At 73.3% G+C, this 16,002-nt stretch carries 13 protein-coding genes; 1 reads left to right on the forward strand and 12 read right to left on the reverse strand.

Annotated features, from left to right (window positions below; all coding sequences use genetic code 11):
- Positions 1-373: 373 nt before the first annotated feature.
- From AB0N29_RS18305 to ahcY, 7 genes are all read right to left on the reverse strand, one after another.
- Positions 374-1,066: a response regulator transcription factor gene (locus tag AB0N29_RS18305; protein ID WP_302267672.1), complete on the reverse strand. Its 693-nt coding sequence runs from the start codon at positions 1,064-1,066 to the stop codon at positions 374-376.
- Between the two features lie 140 nt (positions 1,067-1,206).
- Positions 1,207-1,836: a ribosome-associated translation inhibitor RaiA gene (gene raiA / locus AB0N29_RS18310; RefSeq protein WP_364868938.1), complete on the reverse strand. Its 630-nt coding sequence runs from the start codon at positions 1,834-1,836 to the stop codon at positions 1,207-1,209.
- A 430-nt stretch (positions 1,837-2,266) separates the two neighbouring features.
- Entirely contained in the window at positions 2,267-3,007 is a 741-nt protein-coding gene (locus AB0N29_RS18315) for a ComF family protein (RefSeq protein WP_364868941.1), read from the reverse strand.
- A 65-nt stretch (positions 3,008-3,072) separates the two neighbouring features.
- Positions 3,073-4,818 (reverse strand): LpqB family beta-propeller domain-containing protein, encoded by a 1,746-nt coding sequence (locus tag AB0N29_RS18320; protein ID WP_364868944.1) that lies wholly within the window; start codon positions 4,816-4,818, stop codon positions 3,073-3,075.
- The gene (mtrB, locus tag AB0N29_RS18325; protein WP_364868947.1) at positions 4,815-6,671 is read right to left on the reverse strand and encodes an MtrAB system histidine kinase MtrB; all 1,857 of its coding nucleotides are present in this window, start codon (positions 6,669-6,671) and stop codon (positions 4,815-4,817) included. Before mtrB ends, AB0N29_RS18320 begins: the two co-directional genes overlap by 4 nt.
- Positions 6,640-7,353 carry an MtrAB system response regulator MtrA gene (gene mtrA / locus AB0N29_RS18330; RefSeq protein ID WP_302267678.1) on the reverse strand — a complete coding sequence of 238 codons (714 nt, stop codon included), beginning with the start codon at positions 7,351-7,353 and terminating at the stop codon, positions 6,640-6,642. Before mtrA ends, mtrB begins: the two co-directional genes overlap by 32 nt.
- 128 nt (positions 7,354-7,481) lie before the next feature.
- On the reverse strand, positions 7,482-8,957 hold the full coding sequence (gene ahcY / locus AB0N29_RS18335) for an adenosylhomocysteinase (protein WP_364868952.1): 1,476 nt from the start codon (positions 8,955-8,957) through the stop codon (positions 7,482-7,484).
- Between the two features lie 587 nt (positions 8,958-9,544).
- Between ahcY and AB0N29_RS18340 the strand changes: the two genes are divergently transcribed.
- Entirely contained in the window at positions 9,545-10,807 is a 1,263-nt protein-coding gene (locus AB0N29_RS18340) for a DUF222 domain-containing protein (protein WP_364868954.1), read from the forward strand.
- 411 nt (positions 10,808-11,218) lie between these two features.
- On the opposite strand, the gene AB0N29_RS18345 is transcribed toward AB0N29_RS18340, so the two are convergent.
- From AB0N29_RS18345 to AB0N29_RS18365, 5 genes are read right to left on the reverse strand one after another with little or no spacing between them, the layout of a single operon-like run.
- Positions 11,219-12,175 carry a DUF808 domain-containing protein gene (locus AB0N29_RS18345; protein ID WP_302267681.1) on the reverse strand — a complete coding sequence of 319 codons (957 nt, stop codon included), beginning with the start codon at positions 12,173-12,175 and terminating at the stop codon, positions 11,219-11,221.
- A gap of 60 nt (positions 12,176-12,235) precedes the next feature.
- Positions 12,236-13,336, reverse strand: coding sequence for an acyltransferase family protein (locus AB0N29_RS18350; RefSeq protein WP_302267682.1), 1,101 nt, complete (start codon positions 13,334-13,336; stop codon positions 12,236-12,238).
- Positions 13,337-13,395: 59 nt separating this feature from the next.
- Positions 13,396-14,424 (reverse strand): SIS domain-containing protein, encoded by a 1,029-nt coding sequence (locus tag AB0N29_RS18355; protein WP_364868957.1) that lies wholly within the window; start codon positions 14,422-14,424, stop codon positions 13,396-13,398.
- A 4-nt stretch (positions 14,425-14,428) separates the two neighbouring features.
- Complete coding sequence (locus tag AB0N29_RS18360) at positions 14,429-14,608, reverse strand: Trm112 family protein (RefSeq protein ID WP_302267684.1); 180 nt, start codon at positions 14,606-14,608, stop codon at positions 14,429-14,431.
- Positions 14,608-15,996 (reverse strand): phosphomannomutase/phosphoglucomutase, encoded by a 1,389-nt coding sequence (locus AB0N29_RS18365; protein ID WP_364868962.1) that lies wholly within the window; start codon positions 15,994-15,996, stop codon positions 14,608-14,610. Before AB0N29_RS18365 ends, AB0N29_RS18360 begins: the two co-directional genes overlap by 1 nt.
- Positions 15,997-16,002 lie beyond the last annotated feature (6 nt).

Genomic DNA, 16,002 nt, shown 5'->3' on the forward strand with positions numbered 1-16,002 from the left:
CCCCGGTCAACCGGGGACTCCCTCGCTTACCGGGGTAGATCTGCCCCGGTGAGCAAGGGACTACCCCGGCAAGCAGCCTCCCGGGGGGGGCGCCGCGCCCGCGACCGGGTACGCCGCGTGGGTCGGGGCCGCGGCTCGGCTCACCGGGTCTCGACGACGCTCGCTCGCGCTCGCTGCTCGACCAGCGGCTGCCGCGCGGGTCGGGGCCGGAGGTGGACGACGGGCGGCCAGGCCCGGTCGTGGTCGGGGCTGGCAGCCCGGAGCGAGGCACGAGCGCAGGGCCGGTAGACCGGGCCTGCCCGTCCGGCGGGAACCGCAGCCCCCGGCCCCCACCACCAACGGCCCCGCCGCTCGACCGGCGGGGCCGGTCGGCCTACGGCAGGTCGAGCAGCTTCTCCTTGACCGCGTACATCACGGCCTCCATGCGGGAGTGGAGCTGGAGCTTCTCGAGGATGTTGCGGACGTGGTTCTTGACGGTGTTCTCGGAGATGAAGAGCTGCTTGGCGATCTCGCGGTTGTTCATCCCGCGGGCGACCAGCCGGAGGACCTCCAGCTCGCGCTCGGTGAGCCGCAGGCCGGGGACGTGCTCCCGCTCGGGCCGCGACATCTGCTTGAACTCGTCGATCAGCTTGACCGCCATCGACGGGCTGATCAGCGACTGGCCGTCGGCGACCACGCGGACCGCCTGGGCGACCTCCTCGATCGAGGAGTCCTTGAGCAGGTAGCCGGAGGCGCCGGACTTGACCGCCTCGTAGAGGTCGGCCTCCTCGTCGGAGACGGTGAGCATGATGATCTTGGCCGAGGGCACGGCCTCCTTGATGGCCCGGCACGCCTCGATGCCGGTGCGCTTGGGCATCCGGATGTCCAGCAGCACCACGTCGGGCGCCGCGCTCGTCGCCAGGTTGGTGCCCTCGACGCCGTCGCCGGCCTCACCGACGACCTCGATGCCCTCCTCGACGGTGAGCAGCATGGTCAGTCCGCGGCGGAAGAGCTCCTGGTCGTCGACGACCAGGACCCGGATCGGCTCGGCAGCCCCGCCGGCTGCGGCCGTGCTCTGTCCTGTCACCGGGGCATCATGGCACGCGCAGGGGGCTGGGTGCGCCCGTCCGGCTGGCGGAAGCGCGGCGGCGCCCGGCTCGCGGGCCGGACACGGCGGCGGGGTGGCCCGTGACCGGACCACCCCGCCGTACGTCGCCTCCGACCCGGCTACTCCTGGGCGCCGAGGTCGAGCGCGATCACGCCGTAGTCGTAGCCGCGCCGGCGGTAGACCACCGAGGGCCGCTCGCTGTCCTTGTCGACGAACAGGTAGAAGTCGTGGCCGACCAGCTCCATCTCGTAGAGCGCCTGGTCGAGGGTCATCGGGCTGGCCGGGTGGGTCTTCTCCCGGACCACCAGCGGCCCGTCGCCCACGACGGCGATCGGCCCGACCTTCCGCTCGAGCGGCGCGTCGTCCTCGGGGGCCTCCGCCGCGGCCGCGAGCGCGTCGGCCTCGGCGAGCGCCTGGCCGACCGAGACCGGGGTCTTCTGGCCGCGGTGGACGCGGCGGCGGTCCGCGGCGCGCCGCATCTGCGCCGCCATCTTGTCCACGGCGAGGTCCAGTGCGCCCATCTTGTCGTCGGCGGCGGCCTCGGCACGGATCACCGGGCCCTTGGAGAAGGCCGTCAGCTCCACGTGCACCGCGCGGTCGTGCTGGCGCGGGTTCGCCTCGCAGTCGACCTCGACGTGCACCCGCATGATGCGGTGGTCGTGCTTCTCGAGCCGGGCCAGCTTCTCCGCGGCGTGCTCGCGGTAGCGGTCCGAGATCTCGCAGTTCCGAGCCGTGACGACAACTTCCATGTGAACCTCCTGGTGATCAGTTGGTTTCCTCAGGCCCCACTCGTGCCCACCTGCGGGCAGCACGACACGTACGCCGGAGGGCGCGCACCGGGCGCGCCTGGCGTGACGTGGCGGGGAGGAGTCCGTCCGGCCGACCTGGTCTTCGACCCCACAACCGCCTGCTGGGGCTTCCGCAGCTTCTCCGCCACTACCGGCCCTCTCCCGCCGTCGGCCACATCTGGTGGCCGGGGCGAGGCAGGTCTTACCTCTAAGCCGCACCGTGATCGGCGGGCCCGGGTCTCCCCGGACCGCGCCTTACGTGGACCGTTTCGCCTGCGACTGGCATCGGCTAGCCGCCTGCGCACCGCACCCCGTGTCGAGGCCGGCACCCAGACGGTGCAACCACGGACCCGGACGGACTCCATGTGGAGACGTTAGTCCGTGACCCAAGTCACCGGTAGGGCGCCTCCGCCCGACCGGGTGAGGGCCCCTGCCGCGGCGCGGGGAACCGCCGTCGCGTCGCCGCGACCGCCGCGACGGCGGCCACGTGCAGCCCGACCGCCTCGAGGGCGCGCTGGGCCTCGCGGGCCGTGGAACCGGTGGTCAGCACGTCGTCGCAGACGACGACCGACACGCGGGGCCGGCGGCGGGCGAGCCGCCGGAGCGAGGCGTTGGTGCACGCCATCGAGCCGGTGAGGTTGGCCGACCGCGCGACCGCGTCGAGCCCCGCCTGGTCCACGACGCCGGGCCGGGTGCGCAGCATCCGGACGGCCACCGCGTCGACCCCTGCGGCCCGCAGCCGGGCGGCCGCGCCCGCCGTCACGGCGTACGTCGGGTCGTGGCCGCGCTCGCGGACCGTCGCCGTCCGCGACGGCACCGGCACGAGCGCCACCGAGCCCGCCGGCACCGCACTGCCCACCGCCGCGGACGCCGCGGTGGCCAGCAGGTCGGCCAGCGGTCGCCGGAGTCCCAGCAGCCGGCGCTCCTTCAGCCCCAGGACCAGGCTCCGGACCAGCCCGTCGTACGCCGCCGCGGCCCACGGCTCGACCAGGCCGGCGGGCACCGGGGTCGGCCAGGCGGGGCGCGCCGAGTCCGGCAGGGCGGCCGCGCAGTCCCGGCACAGCACGCGACCCGGTCGCTCGCAGCCGGCGCAGCGGCCACCCAGAAGCAGGTCGGCCGCGGCGTCGAGCACCGTCCGAGCCTCACCGGACCGGCGCGGCCGGGCAACCGGGGCGGGGCCCGCCTGTGGACGAGCCGTCAGCCGACGTACCGCACGGAGGTGACGCCGTCGTCGAGGTCGACGACGTCCCGCATCTGGTTGCTGGCGTCCACGAGGCCGCCCTGGGTGACCGCCCAGACGCTGTCGGTGGTGACCGGGGTCCCGGCCAGCGCGAGGTAGCGGCCCCGCAGCGTCGTGGCCACCGACTCCATCCCGGCCGGAGCGCCGTCGACGGAGAGCGTGCGGACCTCGAAGAGCTCGTCGGCGAGGCGGTGCAGCACCGCGACCGAGGTCGGCGAGCGCCAGGCGAGGTCGCGGATGCGCACGTCGTCCCCGCCCTCCCACACCAGCCGGCGCGCCGGGGTGGCCGAGACGAGGCCCTTCTGGTCGTAGCGGATCCGGCTCACGCGCACCTGGTCGCCGGAGGCGGTCCGCACGACGGCCACCATCCGCGAGCCGTCGCGCGACACGAGGAACGACCGCACGTCCGACCCGCTGATCCCGGGCACCCTCAGCTGGACCGGGGCACCGTCCTCGAGGACGGTCGTGACCCGGGCACCGCCACCGGCCCGGTCGACGACCCACAGCCGGCCGCTGACGTCCCAGGCGGGCGGGAGCAGGTTCGTGGCGCCGCTGAGGACCGGCTCGGCGGTCGCCTCCACCCCGCGCACCGGCGCCCGCAGCAGGGTGCGGCCGCTGTCGGCGACGGCTGCCACGGTGGTCGAGGTGAGGTCGACCGCGAACGACCGGACGCCGAGGTCGCGGGTGCCGAGCGGCCCGTCGGTCGCCTCGAGGGCGTCGGCGTCGCCGGAGACGAGCACGCCCTCGCGCAGCGCGTAGACCAGGTCCGTCGCCTGGTAGCCCGTCGGGTCGTACGCCGACCCCTCGGTGACCTCGAACTCGGTGACACCGCCGGGCAGCTGGACCGGCCGACCGTCGATGGAGACGCGGAACCGCTCGATCGTGGGCACCTGGCGCAGCGTCCAGGCCAGCTGGGCGACGACCAGGCGGACCGCCTCGGGAGTGGGCGCCGGCGCCCCGCCGGAGGCGTCGATCGCGATGTCGACGACGTCGCCGACCGGCACCGACAGCTCGACGCTGGAGCCGGCGGGCAGGAACGTCGTCGCGACCCGCGAGAGCTCCGGGCCCGGCCCGGCGAGCAGCGCCGACACCAGGTTGCTGACCCGCTGGTCCCCGCGCGGCACGAACGCCGGCTCGGGCACGAGCACCCGCGCGTTGGGGTCGAAGAAGTAGAGCGTCACCCGCTGGTAGCGCTGCTCGAACCAGGACTGCGGCACGACCAGCGCGTCCGGCGCCGAGGCGATGCGGTACTGCCCGTCGACCAGCTCCACCGGGAAGGTCAGCGACTCGTCGTACGTCGGCAGGCGGCCGCGCCACCGCCCGCTGCCGTCGAGCCGCTCGCCTCCGACGAGGGTCACCCGGACCTGCGAGCTGCCGCGGGGCGACAGGAAGTCGTCGTAGGTGATGATCCCGTCCTTGGGGCTCCAGGACTCGCGGAACTCCGGCGCGAGGTACTGCCGCGCCACCGACGTGCTGATCGGGAAGGCCGTCATCGCGTCGAGGAACCGGTCGACGATCTCGGCCGGCGAGGCGCCGTCGGGCGGCGGCGGCGGGTCGAAGTAGTACTGGCCGGCCTCCTCGCCGTCGCCGCTGCGCGGACCGGTCTCGACGACCGGGCCGCCCTCGGGCAGCGAGACGCAGCCACCGAGCGCCAGGACGAGCGCGAGGACCGGGGCGAGGACCGCGGCGCGCCGGGCGGTCACGAGCCCGCCCCCTTCCCGGTGGTGGGCCCGGTCGTGGGCCCGGTCGTGGGCCCGGTGGTCGATCCGGCCGGCGGGTCCGTCGGGGTCCCGGTCACCGAGCTGTTCACCGGGCTGTTCACCGAGCCGTTCACCGACTCCGCGCCGGGGCCGGCGGGCGGGCCGGTGAGGCCGGCGCCCACCGCCGCCCCGGCACCACTGGTCCGCTCGCGGGCGTCCATCGGCACGAGCGGCAGCGGGCTCTGCCGCAGCGGGGTGCCTGCCCGACGCGGCAGGGTCAGGCGGAACTGCGCCCCCTCGTCCGGACGGCCCCATGCCTGCAGCCAGCCGCCGTGCAGGTGGGTGTCCTCCAGTGAGATCGACAGGCCCAGGCCGGTACCACCGCTCGTGCGGGCCCGGGCCGGGTCGGCACGCCAGAACCGGTTGAAGACCAGCGCGGACTCCCCCGGTGCCAGGCCGACGCCGTAGTCGCGGACGGCGATGGCGGCGGCGTGGTCGTCCCCGGCGACCTGCACGACCACCCGGGACCGGCCGCGCTCGGGCGGCCCGGCGTGGTCGATGGCGTTGGTGACGAGGTTGCGCACGATGCGCTCGACGCGGCGTACGTCGGCCTCCGCGAGCGCGGGTCGCGCCGGGGCCCGCACGACCAGGGTGACGCCGCGCTGCTCGGCGAGGGCCCGGTTCCGCTCCACGACCCGATGGGCGACGTCGACGAGGTTGACGTCGTCGAGCTCGAGCACCGCGGCCCCCGCGTCGAAGCGGCTGATCTCGAGCAGGTCGACCAGCAGCGTCTCGAACCGGTCCAGCTCGGTCTGCAGCAGCTCGGCGGCCCGCGCGGTGACCGGGTCGAAGTCGGCGCGGGCGTCGAAGAGGACGTCGCCGGCCATCCGCACCGTGGTCAGCGGGGTGCGCAGCTCGTGGGAGACGTCGGAGACGAACCGCCGCTGGACCCGGCTGAGCTCCTCGAGCTGCCGGATCTGGCGCTGCAGGCTGCTGGCCATCTGGTTGAACGACAGCGCGAGGCGCGCCAGGTCGTCCTCGCCGGAGACCCGGACCCGCTCCTGCAGGTGGCCGGCCGCGAGCCGCTCGGCGACGCGGCGGGCGTGCCGGATGGGGGTCACCACCTGGCGGGTCACGAGCCAGGCGAGCCCGGCCACGAGCACGAGGAGGAGCCCGCCGGCGGTGAGCAGGGCCCGGGTCACCAGCGCGAGGGTGTCCTGCTCCTCCTCCAGCGGGAAGAGGAAGTACAGCGTCCACGCCCGCCCGTCGGAGGGCAGCCGCACCTGGGAGCCCACGACGATCCCGGGCTGGGTGGAGGCCACCCGACCGGCCTCGTCGAGGGTGCGGATCGGCGCGTAGGTCCACGCGGTGCCGGAGTCCTCGGCGAAGTGGTCCAGCAGCGACTGCGGCACGCTGGTGGTGTCCAGGCCCGGGGTGTAGACGCTGCCGGCCGCCTCCAGGCCGTCGGTCGAGCTCCCCGGCCCGCCGAGGACGACGTCGAACCCGCGGGACTGGCCGCGGGCGATGATCGGCGTGGCCAGGTCGGAGGCCTGCGCGCTGGCGTCGGTGTCGGCGCCGGGGACGGCGACCAGGCGGGCGACCGCCTCCGCCGACTCGTTGTCGGCCTCGGCGACGACCGCGGCGACGCGGTTCTCCAGCAGGCCGTCGCGGGTCTGCTGGAGCAGGAACCAGCCGACGACGCTGACGACGACCGCGGAGAGGACCAGCGTGGAGGCCACCACGCGGGCCTGGATGGACCGGCGCCAGAACGTCAGGCCGCGCCGGACGGTGGCAGGGACGCTGCGCCGGGCCGACGGGCCGCGCTCAGGCGTTGCCGGCCTTGTACCCGACGCCACGGACGGTCACCACGATCTCAGGGTTCTCGGGGTCGTGCTCGACCTTGGAGCGCAGGCGCTGCACGTGCACGTTGACCAGGCGGGTGTCCGCGGCGTGCCGGTAGCCCCAGACCTGCTCCAGGAGCACCTCGCGGCTGAAGACCTGCCACGGCTTGCGGGCCAGCGCGACGAGCAGGTCGAACTCCAGCGGGGTCAGGCTGATCGGCGCGCCGCCGCGGGTCACCGAGTGGCCGGCCACGTCGATCACCAGGTCACCGATGGTCAGAGTCTCGGCCTGCGACGTCGAGTCGAAGCGGCGTACCCGTGCCCGGATCCGCGCGATCAGCTCCTTGGGCTTGAACGGCTTGACGACGTAGTCGTCGGCGCCGGACTCCAGGCCCACCACCACGTCGACGGTGTCGCCCTTGGCGGTGAGCATCACGATCGGCACCCCGGACTCGGCCCGGATCTCCTTGCACACGTCGATGCCGTCCCGCCCGGGGAGCATCAGATCGAGCAGGACCAGGTCGGGCCGGTAGTCGCGGAAGGCCCCCAGCGCCTCGTCGCCGCGGGTCACCATCGCGCTGTCGAAGCCCTCCTGGCGCAGCACGATGGTGAGCATCTCCGCGAGGGAGGCGTCGTCGTCGACGACGAGGATGCGCCCCTTCGCGGTGAGGTCGTTCCCGGTGCCGGACTGGCTCATGGCACCAATCCTGCCAGCACGACGGAGCAGCCCCCGACTCCTCGAGCCGGGGGCTGCTGCCGTGGTGCTGCTGGGGGTGCTGCTGGTGGCGCTGCCGGGCGGCGCTCAGGCGGCGCCCGGGCTACGCGTCAGTAGCGGTACTGGTCGGACTTGTAGGGGCCCGCCACGTCGACGCCGAGGTAGGAGGCCTGGGAGTCCGACAGGGTGGTGAGCTTGACGCCGAGGGCGTCGAGGTGGAGGCGGGCGACCTCCTCGTCGAGGTGCTTGGGCAGCACGTAGACGCCGACCGGGTACTCCTCGGGCTTGGTGAACAGCTCGATCTGGGCGAGGACCTGGTTGGTGAAGGAGTTCGACATCACGAACGACGGGTGACCGGTCGCGTTGCCGAGGTTCATCAGGCGGCCCTCGGAGAGCACGATGATCGCGTTGCCCTCGCCCTCGGGGAACGTCCAGAGGTCGACCTGCGGCTTGACGTTCTTGCGGACGACGCCGGGGTAGGTCTCGAGGCCGGCCATGTCGATCTCGTTGTCGAAGTGGCCGATGTTGCCGAGGATCGCGTTCTGCTTCATCCGGCGCATCTGGTCCAGCGTCACGACGTCCTTGTTGCCGGTCGCGGTGATGATGATGTCGGCGGTCTCCACGACGTCGTCGAGGGTGGAGACCTGGTAGCCGTCCATGGCCGCCTGCAGCGCGCAGATCGGGTCGATCTCCGTCACGATGACGCGGGCGCCCTGGCCGCGCAGCGACTCCGCGCAGCCCTTGCCGACGTCGCCGTAGCCGCAGACGACGGCGACCTTGCCGCCCATGAGGACGTCGGTCGCGCGGTTGATGCCGTCGATGAGCGAGTGGCGGCAGCCGTACTTGTTGTCGAACTTCGACTTGGTGACCGAGTCGTTGACGTTGATGGCCGGGACGAGGAGCGAGCCCTCGCGCATCATGTCGTAGAGGCGGAGCACACCGGTGGTGGTCTCCTCGGTGACGCCCTTGATCTCCGCCGCGATCTGGGTCCAGCGGTCCTGGCTCTCCGCCAGCGACGTGTTCAGCGCCTCGAAGATGATCCGCTGCTCGGTGCTGGTGGCGGTGGCCGGGTCAGGGGCCTCGCCCTTCTTCTCCGCCTCGACACCGAGGTGGACGAAGAGGGTCGCGTCGCCGCCGTCGTCCAGGATCATGTTGGCGAAGCGCTTCTCGCCGTCCACGTCCGGCCACTGGAGGATCTGCTGGGTGCACCACCAGTACTCCTCGAGCGTCTCGCCCTTCCAGGCGAAGACCGGGACGCCCTGGGGGTCCTCCGGCGTGCCGTTCGGGCCCACCGCGATGGCGGCCGCGGCGTGGTCCTGGGTGGAGAAGATGTTGCAGGAGGCCCAGCGGACCTCGGCGCCGAGCGCGACCAGGGTCTCGATGAGGACCGCGGTCTGGATGGTCATGTGCAGCGAGCCCGCGATCCGCGCGCCGGCGAGCGGCTGCTCCGCGGCGTACCGCTCACGCATGGCCATCAGGCCGGGCATCTCGTGCTCGGCGAGCTGGATCTCGGTGCGGCCGAAGTCGGCCAGGCTGAGGTCGGCGACCTTGTGGTCCATGGGTGCTCCTGGGAGTGCGGCGGACATCCCCTCGAGAGTAGGACGCCCGCGCGCGGAGGCGGCAATCCTCGCGGCACCGCGGTCGAGACCGGTCCGGGCACGGGTCGGGCCACCGCCGGTCGACCAGCCGAGCCCTGGCGAGGCGTCGTCGAGACCCGGTGCAGGTGCCGCCGCTGGTTGAGCAGCCGAGCCCTGGCGAGGCGTCGTCGAGACCCGGTGAGGTGCGCAGGGCCTCAGGCGCTCGCCTCAGGCTGCCTGGCCATGGGTGGTTGCGGTGGGGGCAGCTACGGGAGAGGTACGGCGGGTGGTCGCAGTGGCCTCCCGGGTGCCGGCGGTGCCCTGTTGGTCGAGCAGCGAGCCCTGGCGAGGCGTCGTCGAGACCCGGTGAGGTGCAGGGCGGGCGGGTGGTCGCCGCGGCCTACCGGGCGCCTGGTCTGCCCCCGCCGGTCGAGCAGCCGAGCCCTGGCGAGGCGTCGTCGAGACCCAGTGAGGTGCGCAGGGCCTCGGCCACTCCCATCGGCCGGCGAGAAAGTCACCGAACTTGTCGTCCGCGATGTAGTCTGACCTGGGGAAACAGGCACGGGACTGTCGGTGGTCGGTGCTTGAGTAGACCCATGGCCAAGGACTCCCGACGCAGCGCCCACGTCGTGTGCCGCGCCGTCGCGAAGTCCCGCAAGCAGCTGCGCTCGGCCGCCGAGGTCCACCTGTGGTCGATGTCGGACGACGACGTCACCAACACCCTGGTCGAGGCGTCCCGGTTGCGCGCGCAGGCCGAGGCGCTCGAGCTCCGCCTCGCCGCGGAAGCCGACCGCCGGCACGCCGGCGAACGCGTCGGCGCGACCGACACCGCCGCCTGGTGGGCAGTCGAGACCCGCCAGACGAGGCCCTCGGCGAAGCACCGGATGCGGCTCGCGGAGTCGCTGGACCGTCACGACCTCACCGCGGCAGTCCTCGCCGACGGTGATGTGTCGGTCGACCACGCCCGGGTGATCACCGAGTGCCTCGACAAGCTCCCCACCGACCTCGACGACCCGACCATCCCGCTCCGTGCGGAGCAGCACCTCCTGGCCGAGGCACGGCACCGTGACCCCAAGTCGCTGCGCATCCTGGCCAAGCACGTCCTCACCGTCGTCGCACCCGAGATCGGTGAAGCACGCGACGCCAAGGCCCTCGAAGCCGAGGAGCGCCTGACCCGGGAGACCGCGTGGCTGACGATGAGCCCCGACGGACGCGGGTCGGTGGTCGGGAAGTTCAAGATCCCCGAGCTGCACGGCGCGATGCTGAAGAAGACCCTCCTCGCGTTCGCCGCCCCGAAGCACCAAGCCGCCACCCAGGACCCCTCTGCCGCCGAGCCGGTCGAGCGCCGCCCGTCACCGGAACGGATGGGCGGCGCGTTCTGCGAGCTCCTCGAACGCCTCCCCACCGCCTCGGTCCCGAAGCTCGGCGGCCTCAACGCCACCGTCGTCATCACCATGGACATCGCCTCGCTCACGGGTGGACTCGCACCCGGTGTCCTCGACGACGGCGCCACCATTTCCGCAGCCACCGCACGGAGACTGGCCTGCGAGGCAGGCTTGATTCCCGCCGTCCTCGGGTCGAGGTCCGAGCTGCTCGACCTCGGCCGCACCACCCGTCTCTTCACCGGCGCCCAGCGCCGGGCGCTCAACCTGACCCAACCGACCTGCACCGTAGAATCCTGCGACTGGCCCGCCCACCTCTGCCACGCCCACCACGACCAACCCTGGTCCACCGGCGGCGCCACCGACCTGGTCAACGCCCGGAACCTCTGCCCCAGGCACCACGCCCGGATCCACGACCCGGCCTACGACACCACCCACCTGCCCGGCGGGAAGGTCGCCTTCCACCGCAGGACATAGGCCGACCCGAGCGAGTCCCTCCACCACCGCAACCACAACGGTCGACCCCCGCCGACCGTGACCCGACGAGCAGCCGCGACCAGGACCTCGACCACAGCGGCGCGCAACCACACGACTCAAAAAGAAGCCTCGCGCCGAGCCCACCCGGCGGCCCGGCCACCACCCCGGCGCCCTGCGCACCTCGCCGGGTCTCGACGACGCTCGCCAGCGCTCGCTGCTCGACCAGCAGGGGCCGGCCAGACGACCCCCCGACGCCCTGCCCACCTCACCGGGTCTCGACGACGCTCGCCAGCGCTCGCTGCTCGACCAGCAGGCCCGGGTCTCGACGACGCTCGCCAGGGCTCGCTGCTCGACCAGCGGTTGAGGTCTCGACGACGCTCGCTCGCGCTCGCTGCTCGACCAGCGGCGGGATCAGTGGGCGGCGGCGTGCTCCTGGTCGTCCTTCTTGCCGAAGGGGAGGACGTGCACGACGGCGACGATGATCGCGCCGAGGACCAGGCCGAAGACGGCGGAGCAGGCGGTGTTGACCAGCCAGCCCAGGACACCGCCGAGGGCGCCGGTGGCGTGGTGGACCTCCTCCTCGAGGTGGTGCACGAAGTCGTACGGCGCGTGCCAGCCGAGCTCGTCGAGGCCGACCAGTTCGATGTGGCCGCCGACCCACAGCATGGCGACCGTGCCGACGACCGAGATGACGGTGAGCAGCTTGGGCATGCCGTTGACCAGGCCGCGGCCGATCTTCTGCGCGGCGGCCGAGCTGCGCTGGGCCAGCTTGAGCCCGATGTCGTCCATCTTCACGATGAGCGCGACCACGCCGTACACGGCGACGGTGATGGCGACGGCCACCACGACGAGGATGACCGCGCGGCTCCAGAAGCCCTCGTCGGCGACCTCGTTGAGCGAGATCACCATGATCTCGGCCGAGAGGATGAGGTCGGTCCGGATCGCGCCGCCGACCATCGCCTTCTCCGCGTCGGCGCCCGTGCCGCCCACCGGGGCGGCGTGGGAGTCGTGCCCGCGGATCTTGCCCCAGATCTTCTCGGCACCCTCGAAGCACAGGTAGGCGCCGCCCAGCATGAGGATCGGGGTCAGCAGGAACTCGGCGAACTGGCTCAGGAGCAGCGCCACCGGGAGGATGATCAGCAGCTTGTTGCGGATCGAGCCGATGGCGATCCGCTTGATCATGGGCAGCTCGCGGTCGGCGGTCACGCCGTGGACGTACTGCGGGGTCACCGCGGTGTCGTCGACGACCACGCCGGCGGCCTTGGTCGTCGCCCGCCCGGCAGCGGCACCGACGTCGTCGACCGACGCAGCGGCGAGGCGCGCCAGCGCGGCGACGTCGTCGAGCAGTCCGAAAAGTCCAGCGCTCACGGGGCGGTCACTCCTGCGGTCGTCACGGTTGTCGGCACGGCGCGCGACACGGCCTGAACCCTAGCGGCGGCCCGCCGCCGCCCGGCGGGCCTCGTCCTCGGCGCGCTCCTCGGCGGCCTCCTGGACCGCCCCGGCCAGCACGTCGGCCTCGACGGTCGCGTCGCGCAGCCCGTGGGCGTGGTCGACCCGCTGCTCGGCGAAGCCGAACGGGTCGACCAGGTGCTGCAGCCGCGAGGACACCGGCTCCCAGGCGAGCAGGAGGCTGAGCCCGACGGCAGCCGCCGACGTGACGAGGATGGACAGGGCGTAGTGGTCCACGGCCCACTCGGGGAACCCGGCGTACTCCGCGCCCTTCACGAAGAAGCCGTGGAAGAGGTAGACGACCAGCGTCGCGGCGCCCATCCGGGCGAACCAGCCGCCGACGCGGGGGACGAGCGCGAGGAACGCCCACGCACCCAGGGTGCCCAGGACCAGCAGGCAGGCCCGGGTCAGGAACGCCTGGGAGTCGCTGACGTCGAGGTCCTCGTAGCGGGCCCGGTAGTACAGCCACTCCGTGCCGGCCCAGTCGTCGGTGCGCGAGGTCAGCACCCAGATCGCGGCGAGGACCAGCACGGCGCTCACCCGGACCCAGCGGGCGCGCAGCCGCTCGAGCCGCTCGGGGGTCGCCTTGAGGCCCATCACGAAGAACGGCAGGAGGCCCAGCACCCGGGCCATGTCGAGGGTGTCCCCCGCGTAGAGCCCGGCCACGATGCTGACCGCGACGGCGACCGCGAGCCCGCCCCACATCGGCCGGAACACCGGGGTCAGCAGGCGCCAGAAGAACAGTGCGGCGAGGTACCACATCGGCCAGTGCGGATCGCGCCAGAGGTCCTCGATCTGCTCGCCGCCCACGAGGATCCGGAAGGCCGCGATCGCCGCCTCGAACACGACGTAGGGCACCGCGACCGTGCGGACGAGCTGCCACATGCGCGCGCGGGTGTAGGTGAAGGAGCGCGAGAGGTACCCGGTGACGAAGACGAACGCCGGCACGTGCCAGGCGTAGAGGAAGTCGTAGCCGTGCCCGACGAGGTCGGTGTCGGGCAGCAGCACCCAGGAGTGGCCGAGCACCACCAGGGTGACCAGGGCCATCTTGGCGTTGTCGAACCAGGGATCACGCTGCACCCCGGTGCGGTGCCCGGGGCCCAGCGGCCGTACACGTGACCGACCGGTCACATGCATGCTCAGTCGTCGACGAGCCCGAGCCGGAGGTACTCCGCGGCCCAGGTGCCCTGCAGGAGGAGCGAGGCGTACCGCGCGACGTCACTGGGGGCCTCGGTGGTGAGGGTCTCCACGCGTACGCCGCGCGAGGCGGCGGCGTCCTCGAGCCGGCGCCGGTGCTCGCCGAGGACGGGCTCCTCGTTGCCGTCGTCGAGCACGAGCAGCGTCGGGCGGAGCTCGCCGCCACCCTCGGCGAAGGGGTCGTCGAAGACGTCGCGCGGGCGGGTGGCCTCGATGACCGGCAGCACCTGCTCGACGTCGCCGGCGAGGGCGGTGCGGCCGCTGGCGCGGCGGACCGACTCGGCGACGCGCCGCGCCGCGCGGGCCGCGAGCACCGAGCCGCCCCAGACCAGCGGGTTGGCGTCGGCCAGCGCGATCGCGAGCATCTTGGCGGGGTTGATCGAGAGGTCGCGGTACGGCGAGCAGGCGATCGCGACCTCGTCGAGGGCGGTCGCCACGACCTCGGGGTCGGCGCTCGGACCGAGCGCCACCTGGTCGAGGAAGGAGAGCACGACCGTGGCCGTGGCGAGCTGGTCCCGCGTGGCGATCGGGAAGATCGTGCTCCACCGGCCCGCCGCGTGGTCGGCGACCATCGAGGTGGGCGGGCAGGCGACGACCACCTGGCAGCCGCGGCGCACCGCCTCGGCGACGGCCGACGCGGTCCCGGCGTCGGCGCCGTCGGGGGCCAGCACGACGACGAGGTCCAGCGAGCCCGCCCAGCCCGGCAGCGTCGGCCCGGGCCAGGCGACGAACGGCACCGGGCACCAGGGCTCGAGCACCGCCCGCAGCAGGCGGGAGTCGGGGCCGGCGGCGATGATCGCGCGCGGCCGGGCCTGGCCCTCGAGCCTGCCCACCGCCTCCCGGATCGCGTCCGCGGCGTCGATGCACTCCCGGCGCACGCGCGAGCCGGACTCGGCGAGCGTGCGGAACCGCAGGTCGGCCGCGCCGATCGCGGTCTCGTCGTCCAGGCGGGACTCGTCGAACCAGGTCATGGCCTCAGGGCTTCCGGGCCTCGTCGACGAGCAGGACCGGGATGTCGTCGCGGACGGGGTAGGCGTAGCCGCACTCCCCCTGGCAGACGAGCTCGTCGCCCTGGTCCTGGCCCGGCACCGGGAGCAGGTCCCCGTGGCAGTTCGGGCAGACGATGATGTCCAGCAGCCCCTGGTCGATGTTCATCAGCTCTCCTGGCGGATCGTCGTGAGGACCTCGTCGCGGATCGCGGCCATGGTGGCCTCGTCCCGGCCCTCGGCGTTGAGGCGGAGCAGCGGCTCGGTGTTCGAGGGCCGCACGTTGAAGGTCCAGTCGGCGTGGCTGACGGTCAGCCCGTCGAGCCGGTCGGTCGTGACGCCGTCGCGCGCGGCGTACTGCCGCTCGATGCGGGCGACGGCGGCCTGCTGGTCGGCGACGGTGGAGTTGATCTCGCCGCTGACCGGGTAGCGCTCGTACTCCGCGAGCAGCTCGGACAGGGGGACGTCGGCGCCGGCGAGCGCCGCGAGGGCGTGCAGCGCCGCCAGCATGCCGGAGTCGGCGCGCCAGAAGTCGCGGAAGTAGAAGTGGCCGCTGTGCTCGCCGCCGAAGACCGCGTCGGTCTCGGCCATCCGCGCCTTGATGTAGGAGTGGCCGACCCGGGTCCGGACGGGCGTGCCGCCGAGCTCGGCGACCAGCTCGGGGACCGCCCGGCTGGTGATCAGGTTGTGGATGATCGTCGCGCCGGGCTCCTTGGCCAGCTCGCGCGCCGCGATCAGCGCGGTCAGGGTCGACGGGGAGACGTTGCGCCCGGTCTCGTCGACGAGGAAGCAGCGGTCGGCGTCGCCGTCGAAGGCCAGGCCGATGTCGGCACCGGTCTCGACGACCTTCGCCTGCAGGTCGCGCAGGTTCTCCGCCTCGATCGGGTTCGCCTCGTGGTTCGGGAAGGTGCCGTCGAGCTCGAAGTACATCGGGACGAGCTCGACCCGGTCGCTGCCCAGGCGCTCGAAGACCGCCGGCGCGGTGTGCCCGGCCATGCCGTTGCCGGCGTCGACGACGACCTTCAGCCGTCGGCCGCTCACCGGGGCGAGGGAGAGCAGGTGGTCGGCGTACGCCGCGAGGACGTCCTGCTCGGTCACGGTGCCGGTCCGGGCGCCCTCGGCCGGCGTGGTGGACGGCCCGCCGCCGACCACGAGGTCGCGGATCTCGGCCAGGCCGGTCTCCATGCCGATCGGCTGGGCGTGGGCGCGGCACATCTTGATGCCGTTGTACTGCGCGGGGTTGTGGCTCGCGGTGAACATCGCTCCGGGGACACCGAGGTGCCCGGAGGCGAAGTAGAGCTGGTCGGTCGAGGCGAGCCCGATCATCACCACGTCCGCGCCGGCCGCCGTCGCACCCTCGGCGAAGGACCGGGCCATCCCGGGGCTGCTGGGCCGCATGTCGTGCCCCACGACGACCGTCCCGGCGCCGACGACCTGCACGTAGGCGCGGCCCGTCGCGCGGGCGAGCTCGTCGTCGAGCTGGTCGGGGACGGTGCCGCGCACGTCGTACGCCTTGAAGATCGCGGCGACGTTCGCGGCGTCGAGGGTGTCGGGCATGGGCCA

The sequence above is a fragment of the Nocardioides sp. NPDC092400 genome, from assembly GCF_040684155.1.
Classification (GTDB): Bacteria; Actinomycetota; Actinomycetes; order Propionibacteriales; family Nocardioidaceae; genus Nocardioides.